We start from the raw sequence: 25,306 nt of genomic DNA on the forward strand, positions 1-25,306 counted from the left end.
CGGAATTCGCATCATCGATCCCGTTATCTTAACCTGTTCAGGCTATTTCTGCGCGTGCTGATAACAAAACCGCCGCCCGTATTCGGCGGCGGCGAATCCCATTTTTGCAGGCAGCAGGTTATTACCACAGCCCCAGCACTTTCCACCACAGGCTGCCGACACCCAACCAGATAGGAATGACGACCAGCCCAATCAGGAAGCCGATTTTCCACCAGGTTCCCAGCGACAGGTAGCCGCAACCGAACATGATCGGCGCCGGGCCACCGGAATAATGCGTGGTCGCCATGAACAGGTTACTGAATGTCGCAAACGCCAGCACCGTCAGCACCGGCGGTGCCCCGGCCGCAATGGCGATCGATACGAAAATCGCGTACATGGCGCTGATATGCGCCACCGCGCTGGCCATGAAGTAATGGCTGTAGTAATACACCAGCAGCAGCAAGCCCAGCATCGGCAACCAGAACATTCCAGCAACGGCGTGACCGGCCATGCCGCCCAGCCAGGCGATCAACCCCATCTTGTTCAGTTGGGTCGCCAGCATCATCAACACGGCAAACCACACCACCGTGTGCCAGGCTTCTTTTTCGCCGGTTACGTCTTCCCAACTCAACGCACGAGTCAGCAACAGCACGCTCAGCCCGCCCAGTGCGGTCAGGGTAGCGTCGATATTCAGCGTCGATCCCAACACCCAGAACACCACCAGCCCGAGGAATACGCACAGTACAATCCATTCGTTGCGGCTCATCGGCCCCATTTCCTGCAGGCGAACCTTGGCCAGTTCACGCATTTCCGGCGTTTTCTTCAGCTCCGGCGGATAAAAACGGTAGAGCACCAACGGGATGACGATCAACGATAGCAGCCCCGGCACCAGCGTCGCCGCCGCCCATTCGGTCCAGGTCAGGTGCACGCCGAACTGGGTGGCCAGCTTGCTGATCAACGGGTTACCGGCCATTGAGGTCATGAACATGGCCGACGTGATGGCGTTACACTGGAAAATGGTCTGCACCAGAAACGCGCCGATACGCCGCTGAGTGCCCTGTTCCGGCGTTGAGCCGTAGGCTTCGGCGATGGAACGGAACAGCGGGGTGATAATGCCGCCGCAACGCGCGGAGGTTGACGGCATCGCCGGGGAAAACAGCAGGTCGGTAAACACCAGACCATACGCCAGCCCGAGACTGCTGTTACCAAGTTTACTGATGAACAGGAACCCGATACGGCGACCGAACCCTGTTTTGATGAAGCTACGCGAAATAAAAAAGGCGCAGGCAATCATCCAGATGGTGGGGTCGCTAAACCCGACCAACACATCCTTGACCGGCAGCAAACCGAGCGCCGACACCGTGGTAATACTAAAAATGGCAATGGCGCCAAGGGGATAGGGGGAAAGGATTAGCCCGACGACTGTGGCAATAAATATCGCCAGCAGATGCCATGCGGTGGGATTAACGCCCTCGGGAACCGGAACAAACCAAAATATAACGGCTATACCGAGGATAATAAGAAGCTTCACTAACCTGCTATTATTTGCAGACATAACAACACCACTCAAAATTAAAACGAAATCAGCCGCCTTTACCGGAGGTCCCGCATTATGAGTGGAGGAGTTATTTTATTTCTTCATCACCCTTAATTTCGTTATCTGACAAAACAGGTCAATGCAAAAGGCATAAATAAATGCAGATAACGAGTTTTCGGCGTGCCATCGCCATCTTTCATGGCGGGATACGACCTGACAAACACAACGGGTACAGCATCAGTAAAAAAAGACGAGAAAACAATAAAGAGCAGGGTGCTTTTCTCGTCCCATCAAAATCAAGTGAAGTGATCAACGAAGGAAATAGTATTATAAAAATGGAATACACTATTGTTATTTTAATTACTAAACAGATTTAATAATTTACTTTTGAAAATAAAAACACCATTTCAAAAATAAATAAAAGTGAATCATTAATCCATAAAATAACAATTATCAAACATGACATTAACGATGATGTTAATAATAATTTATTAATAGATATTTTTTTCACCGTGATTATTTATCGGTTTATTTCACCCTATTTGGTCAGGAAGTAAAATAATTTTGAAGTGTTTTCCAACATTTTTCCTGCAAATGAAAAAAACTATTCAGCCGGCATAAAGCAAACTATCGCCCGCCGTAGTTCAACAGCCGGGGAAAACGCGAGGAGATGTTAAAAAACCGCTCGCCAACACCGTGCGAGCGGCTGGTGATAACCGGTTACGCCTGTTCGTTCGGCGTACCGTCAATACGTTCAGGCGCCGGGCGACCAATAGCGATGCGCTGCGGCTGCAATGCCTGCGGCACCTCGCGGATCAGGTCGATATGCAGTAACCCATGCTGAAACTGCGCTTGCGAGACATGCAGATGCTCGGCCAGGGTAAAACTCAACGAAAATGGTTTGAACACCAGCCCCTGATGCAGATACTGCACTTTTTTCTCCGGTAATGTCGGCGTGCCCTTCACGGTCAGACGCTGGCCTTCCACTTCAATATCCAGTTCCGGCTGGCGGAACCCGGCCAGCGCCAGTGTAATGCGGTAATGATTATCGTCGATTTTCTCGATGTTGTACGGCGGGAACTCCACCGCGTCCTGGTTCCCCATGGAACTGGCGAGCTTGTCAAAACCGATCCACTGACGCAGCAGGGGGGACAAATCGTAATTGCGCATATTCATAACTCCTTCTGTGAAGCGAGATAATGGTTTCCGGCCGATAGCCGGACGTCCCCGTACGGCGGACGAATAGCGAGACAGACGCCGGGCGACGTTATCGCTCCAGGCGGCTCTCTGATCGCCGCGGCGTGAGATGCCGGCGGCCGTCGCGATTATTTGATGTCGATGCGGCGCGGTTTCAGCGTTTCCGGAATCACCCGCTGTAACTCGATGAACAGCAACCCATTCTCCAGGCTGGCGCCGTTAATCTGAATGTGTTCGGCCAGTTGGAATTTGCGTTCGAAATTGCGTTCGGCAATCCCCTGATAGAGGTAATTGCGCGGGGTGGCGTCGCCGTGGTGTGATCCTTTGACAATCAGCATATTGTCGTGCGCGGTGATCTCCAGTTCGCTTTCAGCAAAACCGGCTACGGCAATCGCGATGCGATACTGGTTTTCGTCAACCAGCTCGACGTTATAAGGAGGATATCCGCCATTACCCTGGCTCTGGCCAGCTTCCAGCAGATTAAACAGACGATCAAAACCAATAGCGGAGCGATACAGCGGGGAAAAATCGGGATTACGCATACAATATCTCCTGGCATGCAGCGAGGTTAAAATAGGGCGGCCCTCCATCCGGACGGGCTCCTGACCGCAGCAACTGTATTCAGGAACACAGCCTTATACCCTGTCGGCGTATGTCTGCAGGTCTGATAGGGATATGGTGATTTATCTCTGCTTTTCAACACGGCAGAAGGGAAAATTTTCTTATTCTTTACCCGGCTCCGATGTAATCGCATACACTGGACAGCAAGCACATTTTGCTAAAATATGTGAAGGCCGCAGCGCAAGGTTGCTGTAAGCACAGCCAACCGCGTAACCGGGACGATTTTCCTCAAGGTAACATGATGACCATACTGAGAAATACCTCATTGTCGCTCGTACTGTCAGGCGCGATACTGGCGACATGCAGCGGCTGTTCCAGCGTGATGACTCACTCTGGCGGCGAGCAGGGGTACTATTCCGGCACCCAAGCCAGCATGTCTACGCTGAAGGATGAGAACACCAGTTGGGCGATGATGCCGATGGTCGTGCTTGATGTCCCCTTTTCCGCCATGCTGGATACGTTACTGCTGCCCTATGATTATTACCGCACCCACAGCGACAGCCACAGCACCTCGGCCCGTGATCGACTGGAAGAATATGAACGCCGCCAGCCGATGGGCAACCCTCCGCCATTGATGGTCATCCCCGCATCGGCGAATAACCCCCGTCAGTGATGTTCCGCCTGATGCCGTTGGGCAAGCGTCATCGGGATCGCCGCCTGATGTGGTTGTGCATCGCCGTTTAACACCAACGGCATCGCCGTAAAACCCTGCACGAAACGCAGCACCACCAGCAAGACCGGCGCCCAGACACCAATCTGGTGATAAGTGGGCAGGCAGCCGAAAAGTCCTCGCGATGCTCCCGTTGTCAGTACCTCACCGTTACCACAAAAATCTGGTTGCAACCGTCGATTTCCCGTAAATAGGCGATGCGATCGCCATTCGGTGAAAAGACCACCGCATCCGCTACCGGCGGCGTTTCGCTGCGCGCGGTCTGACGAATCAACCGGCCGGTCGCCGCCTCGCACAGCATCACGCTGTTGTCGCCAATGAACGCCAGGTATTTGCCGTCCGGATGCCAGCTAAATGCCGATTGCACCGGCCAGTCGCCCTGCGTCACCTGACGTGGTTCACCGCCGTTCGGCGATACCGTCCACAGTTGCACGACACCGCGATCGTCTTTCATCAGAAAGGCGATTTGGCGGCCGTCCGGCGAACTGCGTAACCAGTGACGCGGCTGGTTAACCACGCCGGGATACGGCCTGTCGGCGGTGAAGGTGAGTCGGCGCTGACGCACACCGGCAGGCGGCGCAGGCAGTTCTGTCTCGGTGCCGCCTGGCGGCCGCTCGCCGGCACGGGCGTAATCATCCATTTTTTCCGGTAAATCAACGAGAAACACCTCCGGCACTTTTTCGCCGCGCGCCGACAACGTATCGCCGATAAACGCCAGCGCCCAGCGCTGGCGGCAACCGTCCGGGCGTAAATAGCCGGTATTTCCTACCCAACCTTCCTCATAGGCGCGGTTGATATCATCGCTGCCGGGGCGCGGCTGCGGCGTGGTATCGCTTACCAGCACGCAAAAATGGCTGCCATCGTGCTCACGCGGATGACGGTGTGGCGCCGCCACTGTCTGCAACGGCACCGCCACCCCGACGTTGCGCAAGTCCAGCGCCGGGTCACGCTCGTGCAGCACATGGTCGTTATAGGTAAAGCTCAGGCGGCTGCCGTCCGGGCTGAACACATGCACATGAGAACCCCCACGCAACGCACCGGCCAGATACGGTGCCGTCAACACGCAGGCATCCAGCGTCGTCGCCTGCTGGCGGTCATCATCCGCTAGCACCACGCCCCGACGATGGTGGAAATCGTACTGCCAGTGCGCGTCCGGGTTTTCAGGACCGTGGATAAACACATAGCGCTGCGGCGGCACCGGGCTACCGGTCGCCACGCCGACATGCGCCCCCTGCCCGGCACGGTAAATCACCTCACGCCGGTGGGTTTCCACATTGACGCGTTCAATCGTCAAACCGGTAAACGAAGATCCGTGCGGCCTGACATCATAAATCAACCAATTACCGTCACAGGACCAGATATTTATATTGGTCAGCTGATGTGAAAAAGCATCGAATGTTATCTGCCGGTCTTCATTCATCACAGATTTTCCGTCTTAATAAATTAACCTGGCATATCATAAAAAATCGCGCAATGAATGACAAAAACAATGAAAATCAGCGCTTTATTTACAAAAGCTGACTGTATTCTCGGTCAAAAAAATAGAAAGATATCGTCAACAACCTCCGTTTTCCACGCAGGTCAACAGGGCGTAACCTTTCCGTTATCGAAAGGACAAGCGCCGTTCAACTCAGTTACCGAAGTCAGTTACCGAAGAAGGAAAGAGACATGAAAAACATCAAAACCATCGCTATCGCCGCTGCCCTTGCTACCTTATCGTTTGGCTCTTTCGCTGCGCAAAGCGTCAGCTATGACCAGGCCCAGCAGTTGGAAAAAATCGGTTCGGTTTCCGCCACCGCCAACGATCTGAGCTCGCTGCAAGCCAAACTGGCCGACAAAGCCAGCGAAGCCGGCGCTTCGGCGTACACCATTACCTATGCCAGCGGCGACGATACCCTGCACGGCAACGCGACTATCTACAAATAATCCCCGCCTGCACGTTCATCATTACCCCTCAGCCCCGGTGCCTGTGTCCCCCCCGGGGTTTTTTTATGCCCGCGGAACACCTCGGCTTTACTCATCGCCGCTGAACAGATGATCGTACACATGCTGGAGATGACGCTCCATGCTGGTCCGTGCCCGTGCCGGGTCGCGCGCGATGATGGCATCGGCGATATCGGCGTGATCCTGATTCATGGTGCGGGGAAAATCGGAGTCGGCGTACAGTGTTTCCAGCCGCACGAACCGGCTGCTCTGACGCTTGTTCCACAGGTACTCCATCATGTCCTGTAGCACTTCATTGCCGGACATCTCGCTAATCAACAGGTGGAAACGCTTGTCTTCATGCAGAAACTGCGCGTCATTAACATTAAGGCGGGACAGATCGCGGGTGATCGCCTGTAGCGCAGCACGCTGCTCGTCGGTGGCCTGCACCGCCGCCAGCTCCGCCATCATCGCTTCATACACCTGCCGAGCCTGAATAAACGCCCGCAGGCTGAATTCATCTTCCGGCAACGCAACGGGCGGTGCCTCTGGTAGCGGATCGTTGACATACACACCGTTCCCGGTACGGATTTCCACCCAGCCGGTGATTTCCAGCGCGATCAGCGCCTCACGGATCGACGAGCGGCTTACCCCCAGCTGTTTCGCCAGTTCTCGCTCCGAGGGCAGCAGTTGCCCGGCCGCAAACTGACCGTTCCTGATGCAGTTAATCAGCAGCGTGGATATCTGCCGGTAAAGCCGCTCAACTTTCAGTGTGGGTAACACCATATCCCCTCCGGTTCCCCCGTCAGTCGTGACCTGTCAACGTCTGTTCCGCCAATAACAGCCTGAAGCTTACCATAGCATCAGTAGCATCTCTTAATAATGTACAAACACGATAGGAACAACTCCTGCATCGTTGGCAAAGGGACGAAAAAGTGGGCATACATATGCAACATCAGAATAAAAGCTGACCCAACAGGCACTGGAAAAACTGATTTGTACTCGAGGTAGTGCACAGAAAAAATGCAACGTATTTTAAATTTTAACAATCCATAATTATATTTTACACAGCCTAATCAAAGGGGGATAATGTTACAAATAAAAAACAAAATTAAACACGCCCATTTCAAATGAGCCATCCAGAATAATAATTAAACATCATTAAATAATCGTGCTAATCATTATAACAGGAATACTTCTCCAGCATGCATTTTATTACCCCAAAGAAAAACAACAAAATGAAACAATTCACCTATAACGACACTTGAATAAAAATTAAAACCCAAAGACAAATAATTAATAAAAATGCGATTGACATCACAGCGCTAAAATCAATAACATCGTGATGATTAATATATAAAAACACCATCTACACTTTAGTTTTAAAGTGTAATGATTGTTGTTACTTATCTCAAATAACTGTTTTATTTAAATAACATAAATAACAGGGGATTTATTTTATTTCCATTTATAGAAATGGATTTTTTATACAAGGACAAAAAATGAAATATATAGACAGCAAAAACAAAATTTATGTTGAGTCACTTACAGAAAAAGAGAAAAGATATTTATTGAATTATAAAGAATTCATTAAAAATCAGTCAATATGCTTAGTTGAAGGAACTCACTCACAGGAAAATTTGATATATAAGTCTCAGGCATCCGATGAAGAAAGAGGAATAACATCAATAGAATCAGCTTTCATTGATTTAGGACTTAATTATAAAAAAATAGAATCAACAGATAACAATCTTCAATATGAGATAAACAATCATAATTTCGTATTTATATATGCTCATGGCGAGTATGGAGAAGATGGCAGGCTACAAGGATTTCTAGATTATATAGATAAACCGTACCCTGGCTCAGGCGTTTTGGCTAGTGCGGTTTGTTGCGATAAATTAAAATTCAAGTACCTTATGACTGGATCATCCGTCAACACTCCAAATTTTTATGAACTCAATATTCATGATTCATATAGCGATGTTCATAAAAAAGCACTATGCCTTCAGTACCCTATCATGGCAAAAGAACGATGTGGAGGAAGCAGCCTCGGTATTACATATATTTCTAACGATGAAGATCTACATACATGGTATGAAAAAAATAAGAATGAAATAAACAAATACTTCCTTGAAAAATTCATATCAGGAAGAATTATATCTGTAGGCTTTGTTCAAATGATAGAAGGCGTTCTCATATTACCTACATTGGAAACAGTAACAAACTCAAATTACTACGATGCTGAATTGAAAATCGGTCATAGTCATCATGATGTAAAGTATATTCTAAATAGTTTTTCCAGTAAGGAATATATTGATAGGAAAATAAAAGAGACAGCAATAAAAGCCTTTGAACATGCAGCATGTCAAGGAGTTGGTCGAGTTGATTTAATCATCGATGACAATGATGATATTTTTATTCTCGAAATCAATACAATACCAGGAATATCAAAGAATAGTAATTTTACAAAAATGTTTACAAGTTTAGGGTTTAGTTATAACGAATTAGTGATTGCATTTATCAGAACCGGAATTCTGAAAAAAGAAAACCAAGGAAATAAACACATTTATTTCACCGAAGAAAGAAGTGAAGAAGAATGTTTATGATATTAAATACTATATTTAAATCAGGATACTCAAAATCCAGTCAGGTATTATTGTTAAATACATTGCTTGTTGCTTTGGGAGCATTTATTCTTAATCCCTATTTGCTTATAGGTGCAAAAGAATCCCTGGGTTTGGATTATACATACCTAAGCACATCGATTATGATATCCATGATAATTGGTAGTAGTGTTTCATTATTACTAGCAACTATCAATATAAATGACAACTCAAGAAAAATATTATTATCCGCAATGTTATTTTCGACACTTGGCGTAATGATAATATACTACTCAACCACATCAAAGATGCTTATCTTCTACACCTTAGGGTTAATATTCATCAGAATATGTATGGCATCCGCAACGATCATGACTCGCTCTATACACACTATAACAAATATTCATCATGAAGACTGCTCACCATTGTTTTCCTCTGCTGCAATGATGTTTGGAATAGGTTCATCTGTAGGGCCAATACTAGGTGCAATTATCTTTCAAGATGGAAAGTTTGGATCAGTAATCATTGCAACATCATTAATTTATCTTTTAGGATTCATTATTATCCTTATTAATAATGAAAAAATAAAAAATGATATAAACACATATCTTACAGAGGTAAAAAATCAATCAAAAGAGGACAAAAAAAAGCCGGAGAAGGTTTAATCAAGTCCACCCCATTTTATGTTATATGTATTATTTTCAATATATTCCTAGGACAATCCATCAGTGTTATACCTATAAAATTTAATGAAACCGGAGGTGGAACATATGTTAGTTTTTTCTTTTTTATTAACGCAATATTACTGATAATTTTTTCCATCCCGGTTGCAATTCTTATCAAAAAATTAGAATTATCAATAAAAAAATGCTTTACAATAAGCTTGGTTTCTATGCTGGTAGCAATTTTATTGATTCCTAGTACACCATATGGATTTTACATACCCGTGCTTATAACAATATTCTATTCCATAGGTGAGATCATATTCCCTGTTTATGCCATGGAATATATAAGAAAATATACTCAGCCCAGCCAGATACAAAAAAACATATCTATATATAGCTTTCTATCAAATGCAATTGGTATTGGATTTGGCCAATACTTTGGAGTTTACATATACCAGTATATAGACAGCCATATATGGCATATAGTATGGTTATCCGTCACAATTATATCCATACTATTATTGACAACTATTACGCATCAGTCCTATAGCGTAAATACAGAAGTTGAATGAACACTAAATTTTATAGAAATAAAAACTATGTCATCGATACCATATATTAGCCAAAATTGGTTAAAGAACTATGATGTAAATAAAAAAGACATGAAAGAGTTATTTGGCATGATCCAATATTGGTCTGACCGCTCTTGTGGTCTTGCTTGTCTGTTGATGGCGTTAAAAGGACTGAAAAACACCGAAATAAAGATGCATGATATATTTAATGCTGCCATAAGGATTGGTGCATACTCGCAGAATGGTTGGATTCACTATAAACTAGCAGAACTATCCACCTCTTTTGGGCTCCCGTCCCAGGCATTGAAAATCCCTTTAGATGACGTATTAGATCTAGTCAATAAAGGTGCTGTTTTCATCGCATCTATTCGGCATAAGTTTCCAGTCAATGCAGGAAAAGGGGGTCATCTGGTGCTTGTTTACAAATATAAAGAACATGCCGGAAAGAAATATATTTTTTTCAGAGATCCTTCTCGTTGGGGAGAAACACATAACTGTATAACCATTGACAGATTTAATGCAAGTTATAGCAGTAACGGCATAATCCTTGGTATCCACCATTGAAATTGATAGTTTAATATTCTAAATTAAAAAAGGAAATAGAATGAAACGAGTCGCTTTAATTTGTCCACTAAATTATGATTTTGCAGTAAGGTACATTGATGCCGCACTCAAACACAATCTTATTCCATTAGTTATTACGACTAAGTCAACACATATCGATTTCTCTAAATACAAAAACATTGAAGAAATAAAAATTGATGAATTATCATCATCTCCCTACGAACTACTAAATATACTGAGAAATATTAATGATCTTGCCGGCATTGTTGCATCTGGCGAGTTCTCCGTAGAGGCAACCGAATTCCTTTGCGCTGAATTAGGTTTGATACGAGCGATTAATGGTGACCCCAGTGTATTAAGAAACAAGAAAAAAATGAGAAATGCATTTCAAAAACAAGAAGTTTCTCAACCGATGCTCATAGGCATTTTCACATCATACAAAGATCTTATATCTAAAGTAAATGATACCATTCATTTCCCTGTTATAAGCAAACCTGTCGATATGGCTGGTTCATGGTATGTATCAATCAATCATACACCTCAGGAACTAATTAGAAATGCGGAACCTATTTTTTCCTATAAAAAATCATTTGCAACAGGGATTGATTTTAAAGGAGAATGCATTATTGAAACATTTTTTGAAGGGGAAGAATATAGTGCGGAAGTTATTGTAGAGAGCGGTCTCATCATTAATTACTTTATAAACAAAAAGTTTGTCTCAGAATTACCTAATTTTGATGAAATTGGGCATATATGTGGCGAGAAAATAAAACCAGAAATAGCAGGTGTTCTTGAAAGGAATATAGAGAAAATTATTCGTTCCGCTGAAGTAAACTCAAGTATATTACATGTTGAGTTCAAAGTTAATAATAAAAATGAGATTGCAATAATAGAAGTTGGATGCAGAGTTGCAGGTGATTATATTACCAGGCTCGTCAACCTCACATATGGAGTAAATTTAGAAGAAATATTAATCATGTTAAAATGTGGAATTCCTTTACCTGACATAGAAAATAAAAACGAAAAAAATATGGCATAGAATTTTTATTTAGAGAAAAAAACAATGAAATAACACCTGAAAATAATAAGACAATCATTGAGGAAGTAAAATATAATGGCAGAACACCAGCCCCTCATCTCAGCCCAACGCATCTTCAGAATCGCATTGGTTACAATTTATTTTACATTTGAGTGATACAGCCATGGCACATATATTATTTATTGATTCAAATCTTACTGGACCAATTGTTATGCATCATGCAAAATCACTTGGCCATTATGTATCATTCATAGAATCAGGTGAGTTTAGTTGGTATAAAAAAAATGAGAAAAACAAAAAATATTAAATAGTCTAGATAATTATATCAAAACGAAAGAAATAACCGATTATGATGAACTATATGAAAATATAATAGCGATTGAAAAAATAAAAAAATAGATGCCATTATATGCTTGCCAGAAACAGCAATTGAGTTTGCAGCAAAGGCAGCTCAAGACCTTAGTTTACCATTTCCTACAGTAGAGTCAGTTAATAGATGCAGGAATAAACTTTATACCCGAAATACTTTAAATGAAAAAAAAATCAAAAACGCAAAATATTATACGGCAAAAAACAAAAAAGAGGCAATTGATAGCGCAAATAAAATCGGTTATCCAGTAATATTAAAACCAATATCAGGTAGAGATAGCTTTTTTAGCTATAAAGTTAAAAATCAAACTGAGCTTGAATCATATTGGCATGAGGCTGAAAGAAAAATTTGTGAACTCCCGGTATCTGTCCGTGTTCAATATGAAAGAGGTTTTCTTATAGAAGAGTACCTTTCTGGCGAAATGGTCTCTGTTGAAGTAGCACACAATGGAAAAGAAACAAAAATATTAATGGTTTCATCTCGTGGTCGTTCTGAAAAAAATGAGATGGTTGAATATCGTATTGATATGCCAGCCGATATCAGTGAGGAAGAATGGCTGCGATGTGAAGAGTATGCTATTTCTGTTATACAAGCTCTAGAACTTCATTATGGTATTTTTCATCTCGAGATGATGATCACATCAAGAGGCCCTATCCTTGTTGAGGCTAACGCAAGGATCATGGGAGGATTCATGCCACTTTTATATCTGAATTTCACAGAACATGATATTTACAAACTCATGTTTGATATTCATTTAGGGAGAAAACCTGATATTGACATAAAAAAAATGACCGAAAAATATGCTACAACAATTAGATTAGAGGCACTTTCCGAATCGACCATCAATCATGAAAAAATGCTTAAATGCATATCCAATTTTTCTAAAAACATTATCTTTTCAGAAACTATAGAATCGAGTGGATCATCAATAAGCATCAAACCACAAGATGTACTTGGACGCATTCAACTTTTATGTAACTCTGCTCAACAGCGGGATAGCATGACTAAATCACTGATCAATAGTATTGAATCAGAATGCAATGTGGAGTTACTACATTAAATCTGCAAATAACCACCGTGATTATTTAACATAATCATACAATGCAAATTGTGCATTGGTCATAGCAGCCCAGTATTTATCACCATATGACCAATGCCACCACTCAAATGGGTAATTGACAAAGCCATTAGCTGATAACACACTAAACATAATATTTCGATTTTTTTGTGCTTTCTCGGAGATATTTTCACAAAAACTCATACACTTTCCATTGGAAGATGCGATATCCATATCATATTCTGACCCCATATCACATATTTTTCCGGACAAACACAGCAGCAGATCGATAGCACCTCCAGTAGGGTGCCCAGCTACATTGGGTGGCGCAACAAATTCTGATGTCAACCTAACCAGCTCTTCGTGTGAAAGTGTTAAGTATTCTGCTGCAAGCCGTTTTAATCGCCGATTAAAATAGAACTTCTGCATCGAAACAGGTCTGAAACTTTCCTTGATGATGAATCCATAATCATCAGGAAGTAAGTTTGCAGCACGAGTCAAACGTTCAGCAACAGATTCCCTGACTTTAAATACGGGGGTATACTCCAGATGAGAATGGTTGTCTAATGAATCATCAACAAATATATTCTTATGAATACCAACTATATCCACCAGCTTTTCATGACACTCAGCTACAGGTATTGATGACACTCGTAAATCAGAAAGTGCCACAGGTTTTTTAACATTGCCAGACTCTTGCATAACACATTACTCCCTTTAGTCATTCTAGAGACCAGCTAATCATCAATAGCTATATTACTTAGCATTTAGGACTTAACGGCCACTCCCAACAATTATGTCTACTGAGACCAGACTATGTTTCTAATCACTCAAACTACTGGGGCATAATTAAACTGATAACTTGTTGTCTTATCATCTCACCAATCCCAATTAGTGACATACATCACAGAAATATCGCCACAGGTGGTGAATAGTGAACCGGTCCGGTGGTCAGGCCACCAGACCGACCATCGACATCAACAGAGTTTAAGGAGCTGCATTATGGAACACACCTGGCGCTGGTATGGCCCCAACGATCCGGTGTCGCTGGATGATGCCCGTCAGGCGGGCGCGACCGGTATCGTCACCGCCCTGCACCATATCCCGAATGGTGAAGTGTGGAGCATCGAAGAGATTAAGCAACGTCAGGCGATACTGGCGGAAAAAGGGCTGACCTGGTCAGTGGTGGAAAGCGTGCCGGTGCACGAAGCCATCAAAACCCAGACCGGCGATTACCGGCGTTATATCGCCAATTACCAGCAGTCACTGCGTAATCTGGGCGCCTGCGGCATTGATACCGTGTGCTACAACTTCATGCCGGTGCTGGACTGGACCCGTACCGATCTGGAATACCCAATGCCGGACGGCTCCCGGGCGCTGCGTTTTGATCACACCGCCTTCGCGGCGTTTGAGCTGCACCTGCTCAAGCGTAACGGCGCCGCCGCCGACTACACCGATGAAGAACAGCGTCAGGCCGCTGCGTATTTCGCCGCCATGACCGATGCCGACAAAGACAAGTTGACCCGCAATATTATCGCCGGTCTGCCGGGTGCCGAAGAAGGCTATACGCTGGAGCAGTTCCGCGCCCAACTGGCGCAGTACGACGGTATCGATAAAGCGAAGCTGCGTGAGCACATGGCGGAATTCCTGCGGGCGATCGTGCCGGTAGCGGAAGAAGCCGGTATCGTGCTGGCGGTACACCCGGACGATCCGCCGCGGCCAATCCTCGGCCTGCCGCGCATCGTTTCGACCATTGAGGATATGCAGTGGCTAAAAAATACTGTCGACAGCATCCATAACGGCTTCACCATGTGCACCGGGTCTTACGGCGTACGGGCAGACAACGATTTGGTGAAAATGATCGAAACCTTCGCCGACCGTATCCACTTCACTCATTTGCGCGCCACCTGCCGCGAAGACAACCCGAAAAGCTTCCACGAAGCGGCTCATCTGCATGGCGATGTAGACATGGTGAAGGTGGTGAAAGCGATTCTGGCGGAAGAACACCGCCGCCGTCAGCAGGGCAATACCCGCGCCATTCCGATGCGCCCCGACCACGGCCACCAGATGCTGGATGACCTGAAGAAGAAAACCAACCCCGGCTATTCCGCCATCGGGCGGCTGAAAGGGCTGGCGGAAGTGCGCGGCGTCGAACTGGCGATCAAACAAACGTTCTTTAACGACTGACCCGCGGTTCGTCTTATATCCTAAGTAATTCGAGTTGCAGGAAAGCCAACGCACCTGCAACTTGAAGTATGACGGGTTATACGTCTGGCCCGGCGTGGGTCAGACGTTCAACACAAACTTCTCAATGGCGTACGCCACGCCGTCTTCACTGTTAGACCGGGTGACGAATTGGCTCACCGCCTTGACGCTCTCAATCGCATTACCCATCGCCACACCCAGCCCGGCAAATTCGAGCATCGCCAAATCGTTTTCCTGATCGCCCAGCGCCATCACTTCATCAGCGGCCAGACCGAGGTGTTGCGCCAGCATTTTCACCCCTTCGCCTTTATTGACGCGCTTGTCCAGAATCTCGAGATAGAAAGCGGCGCTTTTCATGATGGTATAACGGGCGAAATCTTCGGGTGGCATGCGGGCGATAGCGGCATCCAGCACCTCAGGTTCATCGATCATCATCACTTTTGGAAAACGCAGGCTGCTGTCCATTTCCTCTACCGCCCGGTATTTCAGCGGCATGCTGGTCAGGTGGGACTCATGCACCGTGTAGGCGCTGATATCTTTGTTGGCGGTATACACATAATTGAAATCAAGCGCATGGAAGTGCACGCCCAACTCGCGCGACAACGCCTCGAAATGGAGATAGTCCTCAAAGCTCAGCGTGGTTTGCGCCACGCATTCCCCCGTCAATGTGCGCTGCACCAGCGCGCCGTTATTGGTGATGCAGTAGTGCCCGTCTTGCTGCAACCCCAGTTGTTTCAGATAGCGCTCAACGCCGATGAACGGGCGCCCGGTCGCCAGCGCCACATAAACGCCTTTTTCGCGGGCGGCGGCAATAGCCTGTTTCACCGCCGGCGAAATCTGGTTTTCCGGCGTTAGCAGCGTGCCGTCCATATCAATCGCAATCAGTTTTATCGCCATGATTTCCCCAATAAGTAACCTCACTGCCGGTATCCTAGCGTGATTAGGTTGGGTAAAACCAGAAAATCCGCCGGCGTATCATCCTTAGGTGATTAAAGAAACCCATACGAAGAGCTTATCCCACCAGGCGTAATTGAGTTTTGATCAGGACAGACAGGCTTTGATCAGGACAGACAGACAAAGAGGCATAGCCAATCGCGATTGGCTATGCCTCATATTCGTCGGATCATTTCAGGCGCATCAAAACACGGGTGCGACTTATTCCTCTTCCTCACGCAACGGCACAATCAGCATGTCGATGTGCACCGTATTGATCAACTGGCGCGCAGACGACATCAGTTTACTCCAGAAATCCTGATGGTGGCCGCATAGCACCAGATCAACGTCATACTTGCGAATCGCGTCAACCAGCACCTGGCCCAGATCGCCGCTGCCGCTCAGAGTTTCCGAGATCGGATAACCGGCGTTTTCCGCCAGATCTTTCAGGGCATTCTGGGTTTCTTCGGAAATGCGTTGCTGCATGTCACCCAGATTGACATCGATCAGCCCGGTGTAGAGATCAGAGTAATTCACGTCAACATGGATCAAAGAGACTTTGGCATCGTACGGCCGCGCCATGGAGACCGCTTTTTCCACTAACACCTTACTTTCCGGTGACAGGTCAACCGCAATAAGGATGTGCTTGTAAGCCATGATTAAGCTCCTTCCGTAATGACTAACTGATGAGTCAGCAGATATTTCCTGCCAGCCTGATAACCTATGGCAGTGATGAGCATAACACCCCGCTTATTGCGGGTTATGTTCAACGGATCACAACGCCACACATTTTGTAACGGTTCTGCGAATGCGGATGATCGCCTACCCTGAAGTGATCGCCCATTGCGCCGATACTCTCTATATCCGTCATACATCAAGCTGCAGAGCTGTTGGCTTTCCTGCAACTCAATTGTTTAGGGATACCAGAGGAAAGCCTGAATAACGGTGAAACCGCTATCCCGTACATAAAGTGTAGTTGAAAAGGACGGGGCCTACGGCGAAGAAAGCCGGTGCCGGATCAAAAGTCATCATGATGTTTTTGGCTGTCAGGAACCTTGCGCCGGGTATGGAAAAAAATCGCAAGGCTCTTCTACAATGAAATTGGGGGGGAACCTCAACGGGTTCATCTCCAGGCAGGGATACAAAGGTGAAGAAGAACACCCGGGCAACTCGCCATGGTCGGGCAGCCCCATAACATCGCGTGAAAAACGTGTGGCATAAATACCCACAGATGTGATGTCAGCAGGATACGACACATACCGGCATCTGTAGGGTCATAATCCGGGAGGGAAGCATGATGATTAGTACATTTGCGCTTTTCTGGGCTTTATGTGTCGTCTGTGTCATCAATATGGCGCGATATTATTCTTCGTTGCGAGTGCTGCTGCTGATATTGAGAGACTGTGATCCGCTACTGTATCAGTATGTGGATGGAAGCGGATTTTTCACCTCCCACGGGCAACCCAGCAAGCAGTTACGGTTGGTTCGTTACATCTATGCACAACGTTATCTTGACCATCACGACCCGGAATTTATCCGTCGTTGCGCGCGGGTGCGCGGTCAGTTTTTGCTGACTTCCGCCTTGTGCGGGCTGGTCGTCGTCAGCCTCATCGGCCTTATCATCTGGCATTGAAGTGCGGCGGCAACAGTGACGGCATAAGCAGGTTGTGGTCCCATCAACCCATTAACGATACGCTGAAAGCAGAAAGGCGACCTGATGGCCGCCTTTCTTATTTGTCTACTTTGTCTACACGCTGATGGATGCAACGTTTGCGCTCTATTAGCGCACGTCAGATCAGTTTCAGCGCCAGCCAGTACAGCACGCCGGACAGCAGCATTGATACCGGCAGGGTGAAAACCCAAGCCAACAGAATGCTTTTCACCGTTTTGCCCTGCACGCCGCCGCCGTCCACAATCATGGTGCCGGCCACCGCGGAGGAAAGCACGTGCGTCGTGGATACCGGCATACCGGTATAGCTGGCAATGCCAATCGACATGGCGGCCGTCAACTGTGCGGAGACGCCTTGTGCGTAGGTCATGCCTTTTTTACCGATTTTCTCGCCGATAGTGACCGCCACACGCTGCCAGCCCACCATCGTACCGAGCGACAACGCCAGCGCCACCGCCACAATGATCCACAGCGGAGCATATTCCACCGTGTACAGCAGGTCGCTACGCAGATTGTTGAGCAGGCGTTTGTCATCGGCCGAGGTTTCCGGCAGCTTAACGACGCGATCCAACGTATCGGAGATACACATCAACAAACGACGGGCACGGGCACGATCATCCGCAGGCAGCTCGCTGTAGTTTTTCACGTTATTCAGCAACGTCAGCGCACGGTCAATGGCGATCATGGCGCGAGACGTATCACAGTGAAAATCCGGTTTGTTGCCGGTAGCAGGAATCACGTTTTCCGGAGCCGGAATCGGCGTCGACAGGCCGATCACATGCGTCAGCGACGCGTTATGAGACTGATAATACCCCTGCAGATTCATCACCGCATCGCGGGTACGGCTAATATCGTAGCCTGAGGCATTCATGTTCAGCATAAACCCGGCCGGCGCCACGCCAATCAGCACCAGCATGATCAGGCCAATGCCTTTTTGCCCGTCGTTAGCGCCGTGAGAGAAGCTCACCCCTACCGCAGACAAGATCAGCGCGGTACGCGTCCAGAACGGCGGCTTACGCTTACCATCCTGCTTTTCGCGCTCCGCCGGCGTCAGGTGAATACGCTGGCGTTTCTTATTCCCGCGCCAATAACGACGCAGCAGATACACCATCAACCCGGCGACGATCATGCCGACCACCGGAGACATCAGCAGCGACAGGAAGATACTGACCATTTTAGGGATATTAAGCGCATCCACCACCGAGGTATGGGTCACCAGCGCGTTGGTTAAACCGATACCGATGATGGAGCCGATCAAGGTATGAGAACTGGAGGCCGGCAACCCGAAATACCAGGTCCCCAGGTTCCAGATGATCGCCGCCAACAGCATCGAAAACACCATCGCCAGCCCGTGAGTGGAACTGACATTCAGCAGCAAATCGGTTGGCAGCAGATGGACGATGGCATACGCCACGCTTAGCCCGCCCAGCAATACCCCGAGGAAATTGAAAACACCGGCCATGACAACCGCCAGTTGAGCACGCATCGCCCGGGTATAAATCACCGTAGCGACCGCGTTGGCGGTATCGTGAAAACCGTTGATAGCTTCATAGAACAGAACGAATAGCAGGGCGAGAACCAGCATCAGACCGGTATGGAAATCAAGCCCGGCAAATAAATGTAACATAAGTGTTAGGCCATGTAGTGGTCATGAACGCGGCGCATTATCGGTGACAAGCTGAAACGGGAAAAGCAAAATATGACATTATTTTGACTTAATTTACGCCACTTCTGCCGGTGAAAAGGATTTAATTAATTAAAATCAATGCATTATTGTTTTTACCCATCCACACATTTTGTTACCGGTACATCGCCCAGATCCGGCGGCGGAACGGCATGAAACAAGGCGCTGTTGGGCGAGTGACCGATGTGGGGACATCGCCTATAATCGGCCGCCCGGATATCACCGGCGCAACAGCGGGAGAGTAATGTGGAACAGTTTGACGTCATCATCATCGGCGCGGGGGCGGCCGGTCTATTCTGCGCGGCACAGGCAGGCCAGAAAGGGCTGCGGGTGCTGCTGGTGGACAACGGCAAAAAACCGGGCCGCAAGATTTTGATGTCCGGCGGCGGGCGTTGCAACTTTACCAATCTGTACGCCGAGCCGGGTGCTTACCTGTCGCACAACCCGCACTTCTGCAAATCCGCCCTCGCCCGCTACACCCAGTGGGATTTCATCAGTCTGGTTAACCGCCACGGCATCGCGTATCACGAAAAAACCCTTGGTCAGTTGTTCTGCGACGATTCCGCGCAGCAGATTGTCGATATGCTGATGAAAGAGTGCGATGCCGGTAAGGTGACGTTGCGATTGCGCAGCGAGGTGCTGTCGGTGGAAAAAAACGCACAGTTTCAGGTGAAGCTTAACAACGGCGTGGTACAGGCGCAGGCGCTGGTCGTCGCCACCGGCGGGCTATCGATGCCGGGGCTGGGCGCCACGCCGTTCGGCTATCAACTGGCGGCGCAATTCGGCCTCAACGTGTTGCCCACCCGCGCCGCGCTGGTGCCGTTTACCCTGCATAAGCCGCTGCTGGCGCAATTACAGACGCTCTCCGGCGTGTCGGTGCCGGCGGTGGCGACGGCCGAAAACGGCACCACCTTCCGTGAAAATATTCTGTTTACTCACCGCGGCCTGTCCGGCCCGGCGATTCTGCAACTGTCCAGCTACTGGCAGCCGGGGGAATTCGTCACCATCAACCTGTTACCCACGCTTGATCTGGCCGAAAACCTCAATGCCGAGCGTCAGGCGCACCCGAACCAGAGCCTGAAAAATACCCTGTCGCAATGGTTGCCGAAACGGCTGGTGGAATGCCTGCAAACATTGGGGCAATTGCCGGACGTCACGCTGAAACAGCTCAACAAGCCGCAGCAGGCCGAGGTAGCAGCCACGCTGCAACAATGGCGGGTTCAGCCTAACGGCACCGAGGGCTATCGCACGGCGGAAGTGACGCTCGGCGGCGTCGACACCCGCGAACTGTCGTCAAAAACGATGGAAGCCGGCAAAACACCGGGCCTGTATTTCATCGGCGAAGTGGTGGACGTCACCGGCTGGCTCGGCGGTTACAACTTCCAGTGGGCGTGGAGCTCCGCCTGGGCCTGCGCGCAGGCGCTGGAGTAAACACCAGACAGCGCATTAAATCAGCGCCACTAAAATCACCACAACAACTCCCCCAAACAACAAAGCCGCCCGAAGGCGGCCATTGCTCACATCGTAATTGCGGTGCGTGATAAATGTCTTATCAGTTGTACAGCTCAGCTACGCCGCGCATCTGGTTGTCGCCGGAAGTGGCGGAAATGATGCGGAACGATTTGGCGCCGACGGCACCCGCTTTTTCAGACAGGCTGGCTTGCAGGCCATCCAGCGTAGCGGCAGTCGCGCTGACGGTGCCGACGGACAGGCTGGCGGATTGCTGTACTTCAATCGCAGTGGACGTGGTCGCAGCAAAGGTGCCGAAAGAAACGGTAGCCAGGGCGATAACTGCAACAATATTTTTGATAGCGTTCATGGTCAATATCCTTCACGTTGAATTCGGTTAATTTTCTTGTTGAAAGCCTTTTTGCTTTCGATGGAAGTGATAATAGACCTGTTGCCTCGACGTTAAAACCGGGTTTATTTGCAGATATCATTCAAAATTTATGAATTAAAAAACACCCTTTTGTACTGTCTGCCACCTGCCAGTTTTTAGCGCAGATGGCAGAGTGGCCAGTTATTGCAATTCCACCCACAGCGGGTGGTGATCGGAGCCCTGATTCTCGGTATCCGCCCAGCAACGGCGCACCGTCAGCCCCAGTGAGGGCGTCAGCAGGCAGTGATCGATCCGGCCGCCGACCGCCGGATGGGTAGAACCGCTGCTCTCCGGCTGGCCTGCCGCGACCCAGGCATCCATCAACCCACGGTGACGGACCAGCCGGCCGTGATGCGGCGACACCGGACCAATCAGACGGCTGTACTCTTCGCTCTCCGGCAGGCAGTTCAAATCCCCCATCAGGATCATCTCCTGCGGCATTAGCGGCATCTGCCCTTCAGTCCAGCCCGAGTTCGGGTCAGGATGGCCGCCGCACCAGGCACCGCCTTCATCCGGAGCGCGGGCAAAAATCCCCAGCATCGCGTCCACCTGCGGCAACCGGGTGCCAGCACACAGATGACTGAGATGGGTGTTATAAACGCGGATCGCCCCGCCATCAGTGTCGACAACCGTTTCCAGCACACCTTGTTGAATCGAGTGCTGGGTCAGGGTGCCGAATTTCGGCAGCGGGAAGTTACGGCTGGAGAAAATCGGCCGACGGGACAACGTCAGAGTACCAAACTGGCGACGACGGTTGACGACCCGGCCATCCGCCGACACGGTGCTGGCGTCCATGTCCAGATTGGCGCCGTACACCCAGTGATACTCGCCCAGCAGCGCCGCCAGTTCCGCCGGTTGATCGGTCATGCCGGAGCGTTGCCAGAAGCGTTCGACCTCTTGCATACAGATGATATCCGCGCCGCGCACTTCATCGGCGATGCGAGCCAGATTGTAGCGGCCGTCGCGGCCAAGACCGTATTGAATGTTGTAGCTGACAATGAGCATAAGGCAACCTGTTGGTAAGTGGACGTTAACCTGCCGTCCGGCAGGCGGAAAACACATTGGCGGGCAGCACAACGCCGACATCTGGCAGGCGGTTGCCGTCGGCGTCAAACAGCAGCAGAGCATCCTCCGACAGCGACACCCCGACGAGCATCCCCGCGTCATACTGCGCTATCGAGCCGGCTATCAGCGCCGGCAATGAGCCGAGCGGCGTATGCAGGCGGTAGAGGATTTCCCGCCCCATCGGCTCGATGTGTTCAATGCGCCCCGCCAACAACCCGGAGTCCGGCGGCGTCAGAATGACGTCTTCCGGGCGGATACCGAGCGTGAGCCTACCCTGATAAGCCGATGACAATCCCCAGCGTATCTCGCCCACCGTCAACTGACGGCCGTTGGCCTGCCCCGGCAGCAGGCAGATCGGCGGCGAGCCGATAAAGCCGGCGACAAAGGTATTGGCGGGCTGACGATAAAGCTGTTGCGGGGTGCCGACCTGCTCCACCCGCCCCTGATTCATACAGATAATGCGGCTGGCCAGCGTCATCGCCTCCAGTTGGTCATGGGTGACCATCAAGGTGGTGGCACGCGAGCGAGCGTGAATCGCTTTTAACTCGGTGCGCATCGTCATGCGCAAGGTGGCATCAAGGTTGGATAACGGCTCGTCCAGCAACAACAGCGACGGCCGCTTCACCAGCGCGCGCGCCAGCGCCACCCGCTGTTGCTGGCCGCCGGACAGCGCCGACGGCTTGCGATCCAGCAGTTCCGATACCTGCACCAGCGCCGCCGCTTCCCGCACCTGCCGGTCGCGCCCGGCGCGTTCGCCGGGTTTAAAACGCAGCGGAAAGGCAATGTTGTCGTACACATTCAGATGCGGGTACAGCGCGTAAGACTGGAACACCACCCCGACATTGCGATCGCGCGCGTCCACGCCGTTCACCCGATGGCCGTCGAACAGAATCTGCCCTTGTGTCGGTGCGTACAGCCCGGCCAGCAGAAACAGCGTGGTGGACTTACCGCAGCCGGACGGCCCGAGGATCGCCACAAACTCGCCGTCTTCCAGCGTCAGATTAACCGGGTGTAGCACCGGCGTATCGCCCCAGGCTTTGGTTACGCCATCAAGCACAATCTCTGCCATCATTCAGCCTTTAATTCCGCCGACGCTCATCTGCGTCAGGTATTGTTGGGTTAACAGGTACAGCGCCAGTACCGGCAGGATATAGATGACGCCAACGGCGGCAATCAGCCCGGAATCTGCGCCCATGCTGTCTTGCGACGCCCAGAACAGGTACAGGCTCATGGTCATCCGGTTGCTGTCGATCAGCAGGGTGCGTACAAAAATGTACTCCTCCCAGCCGCGCAAAAAGGCGAAGGTGGCGATGGCGATGATGCCGCCGGTCACCTGCGGCAGCACCACCAGTCGGAAGGCCTGAAAACGGCTGGCGCCGTCGGTAATGGCGCTCATTTCGATATCCCACGACACGCCGTCGAAAAAATTCTTCATCACGAAAATGGCGAACGGCAGCTCAAGGGCGCACATCACCAGCATCACGCCCCACAGGCTGTTGAGCAGCCCCATCCAGTAGAGCTGAATAAAAATCGCCACCGTCAGCGCCATCACCGGAAAGGCGTGCAGCAATAACAAGGCTTTCAGCACCCCTTCGCGCCGTCGAAAACCAAGCCGGGATAACGCATAGGCGGCGGGCACCGCCAGCAGCGTCACCAGTAAGGTGTGGCCGCTAGCAAACAGCAGTGAATTGCCCAACGCGGTCCAGACAGACGGCAGCGTGCCGCTCTGTACGCCGGTGGCCTGTACATCCGGGTTCCACAGAAAGCGGTAGTTGTGCAATGTGAGTTGCGGAGCAACCCACAGGCCGCACACCAGCAGCGCCGCCAGCCCAACCAGCCAGCGCAAGCGGCGGGCATGCTGTTCGGTACGCGCCCGCCAGGCGACGGCAAGCAGCAAGCCGTACGCCAGCGCGGCGATCGTCAGTAACCGCCACAGCACCTGATACTCGCTGCCACCATCCCGCTGGGTAAACGAGATAGCCAGCAGCCACAGATACGGCGTCACGATCGGTATCGAGACCAGCGTCAGAAACAGCACCACGCTCGCCAGAAACCCCACCCGGTTCCAGCGCGAGCGCGCCGCCTGACGCGCCCAGTCGACCGCGTTCATCGTCGTCATCGCATCACCTCGATACGCGGCGGGGTAAACTGCGCGCGCATATTCATCATTCGCCACTGCAACAGCGTCAGCAGCACCCCGAACACCATCAGCCCCAGCGCCAGCATGGCACCATAGCCATAAGCGCCGGACTCAAACGCCCGCCGGTAAATGTAGAGCGCATAGGTGGTGGTGTCGTATACCGGGCCGCCGCCGGTAATCAGCAGGATGTATTCGTAAGTCACCATCAACGACAGCGCCTGATACAGCGCAATAAAGCACACCGGGCTTTTTAACGCTGGCAGAACCACATGCCGAATCACCGACCACTCGCCAGCACCATCAACACGTGCGGCATGCCACAGATGGGCCGGAATCGCTCGAATAGTGGAGGCGAGGATCACCATGGCAAACGAGGCCCCCACCAGACCGTTAGCCACCACAATCAGCATCATCGGATGGTCGTTACGCAGGTTAAGCGGCGGCAACCCGAACAAGCCGACCGCCACCTGATTGATCAGGCTGTGGGGCGACGGGTCCGCCGCCCAGATCCACAACAGCGCGTACAACACCGACGGCGAAATACGCGGCAAAAACCAGATGCCGCGAAACAGCGCCCCCAGCGCCGGCGGCACCGCGGTGGTGGCAACAGCCAGCACAATCCCCAGCCCCAGATTGAACAACAGCAGCGTGCTGACCACATACACCAGCGTGGTCAGCAAGATAGCGGGCAGGCGCTTGTCCGAAACCAGCAACCGCATCAGGTTGTCGGTGCCAAAGGCGCTTATCTGCACATTGCTGCCCATGTCGCTGAAGGCAATCACCAGATTGAGCAGCATCGGCGCGACAAAAAACACCGCCAGCACCGAAATAGCCGGGGCCAGCCAGCGCGCCGGATGCACACCGGCCGGGCGGTTCGACAACGTCACAGACATACGCCACCTCGTTCATCAACGCGGATAACACTCTCGCC

Annotated in this window: 27 protein-coding genes; 12 read left to right on the forward strand and 15 right to left on the reverse strand. The window is 50.0% G+C overall.

Going from position 1 to position 25,306, the window contains the following annotated elements; translation table 11 throughout:
- Positions 1–121: 121 nt before the first annotated feature.
- Positions 122–1,534, reverse strand: a complete 1,413-nt coding sequence (locus DCH402_RS20045; RefSeq protein WP_027713554.1) for an anion permease — start codon at positions 1,532–1,534, stop codon at positions 122–124.
- Between the two features lie 140 nt (positions 1,535–1,674).
- Between DCH402_RS20045 and DCH402_RS20050 the strand changes: the two genes are divergently transcribed.
- On the forward strand, positions 1,675–1,893 hold the full coding sequence (locus tag DCH402_RS20050) for a hypothetical protein (protein WP_040003090.1): 219 nt from the start codon (positions 1,675–1,677) through the stop codon (positions 1,891–1,893).
- A gap of 343 nt (positions 1,894–2,236) precedes the next feature.
- On the opposite strand, the gene ibpB is transcribed toward DCH402_RS20050, so the two are convergent.
- The gene (ibpB, locus tag DCH402_RS20055) at positions 2,237–2,686 is read right to left on the reverse strand and encodes a small heat shock chaperone IbpB (protein ID WP_040003091.1); all 450 of its coding nucleotides are present in this window, start codon (positions 2,684–2,686) and stop codon (positions 2,237–2,239) included.
- Between the two features lie 155 nt (positions 2,687–2,841).
- Positions 2,842–3,255 carry a small heat shock chaperone IbpA gene (ibpA, locus tag DCH402_RS20060; RefSeq protein ID WP_040003093.1) on the reverse strand — a complete coding sequence of 138 codons (414 nt, stop codon included), beginning with the start codon at positions 3,253–3,255 and terminating at the stop codon, positions 2,842–2,844.
- A gap of 317 nt (positions 3,256–3,572) precedes the next feature.
- Here ibpA and DCH402_RS20065 point away from each other — a divergent pair, with 317 nt between their 5' ends.
- The gene (locus DCH402_RS20065) at positions 3,573–3,947 is read left to right on the forward strand and encodes a YceK/YidQ family lipoprotein (RefSeq protein ID WP_050583344.1); all 375 of its coding nucleotides are present in this window, start codon (positions 3,573–3,575) and stop codon (positions 3,945–3,947) included.
- Here the strand turns inward: DCH402_RS20065 and DCH402_RS23450 are convergent.
- Together DCH402_RS23450 and DCH402_RS20070 are read right to left on the reverse strand one after the other, a co-directional pair.
- Positions 3,941–4,177 carry a hypothetical protein gene (locus DCH402_RS23450; RefSeq protein WP_071604750.1) on the reverse strand — a complete coding sequence of 79 codons (237 nt, stop codon included), beginning with the start codon at positions 4,175–4,177 and terminating at the stop codon, positions 3,941–3,943. The two genes, DCH402_RS20065 and DCH402_RS23450, sit on opposite strands and share 7 nt — an antisense overlap.
- Positions 4,141–5,424 carry a DUF3748 domain-containing protein gene (locus tag DCH402_RS20070; RefSeq protein WP_040003097.1) on the reverse strand — a complete coding sequence of 428 codons (1,284 nt, stop codon included), beginning with the start codon at positions 5,422–5,424 and terminating at the stop codon, positions 4,141–4,143. Before DCH402_RS20070 ends, DCH402_RS23450 begins: the two co-directional genes overlap by 37 nt.
- 248 nt (positions 5,425–5,672) lie before the next feature.
- Between DCH402_RS20070 and bhsA the strand changes: the two genes are divergently transcribed.
- Positions 5,673–5,930 (forward strand): multiple stress resistance protein BhsA, encoded by a 258-nt coding sequence (gene bhsA / locus DCH402_RS20075; RefSeq protein ID WP_040003098.1) that lies wholly within the window; start codon positions 5,673–5,675, stop codon positions 5,928–5,930.
- An 87-nt stretch (positions 5,931–6,017) separates the two neighbouring features.
- Here the strand turns inward: bhsA and DCH402_RS20080 are convergent, their stop codons facing one another.
- On the reverse strand, positions 6,018–6,713 hold the full coding sequence (locus DCH402_RS20080) for a FadR/GntR family transcriptional regulator (RefSeq protein WP_040003100.1): 696 nt from the start codon (positions 6,711–6,713) through the stop codon (positions 6,018–6,020).
- Between the two features lie 716 nt (positions 6,714–7,429).
- Here DCH402_RS20080 and DCH402_RS20085 point away from each other — a divergent pair.
- The 6 genes from DCH402_RS20085 to DCH402_RS21810 all read left to right on the forward strand — a co-directional run bounded on the left by DCH402_RS20085 (position 7,430) and on the right by DCH402_RS21810 (position 12,803).
- Positions 7,430–8,536 carry an ATP-grasp domain-containing protein gene (locus DCH402_RS20085; RefSeq protein ID WP_040003103.1) on the forward strand — a complete coding sequence of 369 codons (1,107 nt, stop codon included), beginning with the start codon at positions 7,430–7,432 and terminating at the stop codon, positions 8,534–8,536.
- On the forward strand, positions 8,527–9,198 hold the full coding sequence (locus DCH402_RS20090) for an MFS transporter (RefSeq protein ID WP_081642198.1): 672 nt from the start codon (positions 8,527–8,529) through the stop codon (positions 9,196–9,198). Before DCH402_RS20085 ends, DCH402_RS20090 begins: the two co-directional genes overlap by 10 nt.
- Positions 9,199–9,239: 41 nt before the next feature.
- Positions 9,240–9,770, forward strand: a complete 531-nt coding sequence (locus tag DCH402_RS23455) for an MFS transporter (RefSeq protein ID WP_411431461.1) — start codon at positions 9,240–9,242, stop codon at positions 9,768–9,770.
- Between the two features lie 27 nt (positions 9,771–9,797).
- Positions 9,798–10,334, forward strand: a complete 537-nt coding sequence (locus tag DCH402_RS20095; protein ID WP_040003106.1) for a cysteine peptidase family C39 domain-containing protein — start codon at positions 9,798–9,800, stop codon at positions 10,332–10,334.
- A 40-nt stretch (positions 10,335–10,374) separates the two neighbouring features.
- The gene (locus DCH402_RS20100; RefSeq protein WP_040003108.1) at positions 10,375–11,373 is read left to right on the forward strand and encodes an ATP-grasp domain-containing protein; all 999 of its coding nucleotides are present in this window, start codon (positions 10,375–10,377) and stop codon (positions 11,371–11,373) included.
- A 413-nt stretch (positions 11,374–11,786) separates the two neighbouring features.
- The gene (locus DCH402_RS21810; RefSeq protein WP_071604752.1) at positions 11,787–12,803 is read left to right on the forward strand and encodes an ATP-grasp domain-containing protein; all 1,017 of its coding nucleotides are present in this window, start codon (positions 11,787–11,789) and stop codon (positions 12,801–12,803) included.
- Between the two features lie 21 nt (positions 12,804–12,824).
- On the opposite strand, the gene DCH402_RS20110 is transcribed toward DCH402_RS21810, so the two are convergent.
- Complete coding sequence (locus DCH402_RS20110; RefSeq protein WP_050583345.1) at positions 12,825–13,502, reverse strand: M15 family metallopeptidase; 678 nt, start codon at positions 13,500–13,502, stop codon at positions 12,825–12,827.
- A gap of 300 nt (positions 13,503–13,802) precedes the next feature.
- Between DCH402_RS20110 and uxuA the strand changes: the two genes are divergently transcribed.
- A complete protein-coding gene (gene uxuA, locus DCH402_RS20115; RefSeq protein WP_040003111.1) occupies positions 13,803–14,987 on the forward strand; it encodes a mannonate dehydratase in 1,185 nt (394 codons plus the stop codon).
- Between the two features lie 99 nt (positions 14,988–15,086).
- Here uxuA and yidA read toward each other — a convergent pair whose 3' ends face one another.
- Positions 15,087–15,902, reverse strand: coding sequence for a sugar-phosphatase (gene yidA, locus DCH402_RS20120; protein ID WP_040003112.1), 816 nt, complete (start codon positions 15,900–15,902; stop codon positions 15,087–15,089).
- A gap of 258 nt (positions 15,903–16,160) precedes the next feature.
- Entirely contained in the window at positions 16,161–16,595 is a 435-nt protein-coding gene (uspA, locus tag DCH402_RS20125) for a universal stress protein UspA (protein WP_015848404.1), read from the reverse strand.
- A 640-nt stretch (positions 16,596–17,235) separates the two neighbouring features.
- On the opposite strand from uspA, the gene uspB reads away from it, so the two are divergent.
- On the forward strand, positions 17,236–17,571 hold the full coding sequence (uspB, locus tag DCH402_RS20130) for a universal stress protein UspB (RefSeq protein WP_027713562.1): 336 nt from the start codon (positions 17,236–17,238) through the stop codon (positions 17,569–17,571).
- A 157-nt stretch (positions 17,572–17,728) separates the two neighbouring features.
- Here the strand turns inward: uspB and pitA are convergent, their stop codons facing one another.
- Positions 17,729–19,234: an inorganic phosphate transporter PitA gene (gene pitA, locus DCH402_RS20135; protein WP_040003113.1), complete on the reverse strand. Its 1,506-nt coding sequence runs from the start codon at positions 19,232–19,234 to the stop codon at positions 17,729–17,731.
- Between the two features lie 303 nt (positions 19,235–19,537).
- On the opposite strand from pitA, the gene DCH402_RS20140 reads away from it, so the two are divergent.
- Entirely contained in the window at positions 19,538–20,722 is a 1,185-nt protein-coding gene (locus tag DCH402_RS20140) for a BaiN/RdsA family NAD(P)/FAD-dependent oxidoreductase (protein WP_040003115.1), read from the forward strand.
- 121 nt (positions 20,723–20,843) lie between these two features.
- Here DCH402_RS20140 and DCH402_RS20145 read toward each other — a convergent pair whose 3' ends face one another.
- From DCH402_RS20145 to DCH402_RS20165, 5 genes are all read right to left on the reverse strand, one after another.
- Positions 20,844–21,110 (reverse strand): YdgH/BhsA/McbA family protein, encoded by a 267-nt coding sequence (locus DCH402_RS20145; RefSeq protein ID WP_040003116.1) that lies wholly within the window; start codon positions 21,108–21,110, stop codon positions 20,844–20,846.
- Positions 21,111–21,311: 201 nt separating this feature from the next.
- Entirely contained in the window at positions 21,312–22,175 is an 864-nt protein-coding gene (locus tag DCH402_RS20150; RefSeq protein ID WP_040003118.1) for an endonuclease/exonuclease/phosphatase family protein, read from the reverse strand.
- 25 nt (positions 22,176–22,200) lie between these two features.
- Positions 22,201–23,304, reverse strand: a complete 1,104-nt coding sequence (locus DCH402_RS20155; protein WP_040003780.1) for an ABC transporter ATP-binding protein — start codon at positions 23,302–23,304, stop codon at positions 22,201–22,203.
- Positions 23,305–23,307: 3 nt separating this feature from the next.
- Positions 23,308–24,354 (reverse strand): carbohydrate ABC transporter permease, encoded by a 1,047-nt coding sequence (locus DCH402_RS20160; RefSeq protein WP_040003119.1) that lies wholly within the window; start codon positions 24,352–24,354, stop codon positions 23,308–23,310.
- Positions 24,351–25,268: a carbohydrate ABC transporter permease gene (locus DCH402_RS20165; RefSeq protein ID WP_040003120.1), complete on the reverse strand. Its 918-nt coding sequence runs from the start codon at positions 25,266–25,268 to the stop codon at positions 24,351–24,353. The genes DCH402_RS20160 and DCH402_RS20165 overlap by 4 nt, the downstream gene beginning before the upstream one ends.
- Between the last annotated feature and the right edge of the window lie 38 nt (positions 25,269–25,306).

Source organism: Dickeya chrysanthemi NCPPB 402 (genome assembly GCF_000406105.1).
Lineage (GTDB): Bacteria > Pseudomonadota > Gammaproteobacteria > Enterobacterales > Enterobacteriaceae > Dickeya > Dickeya chrysanthemi.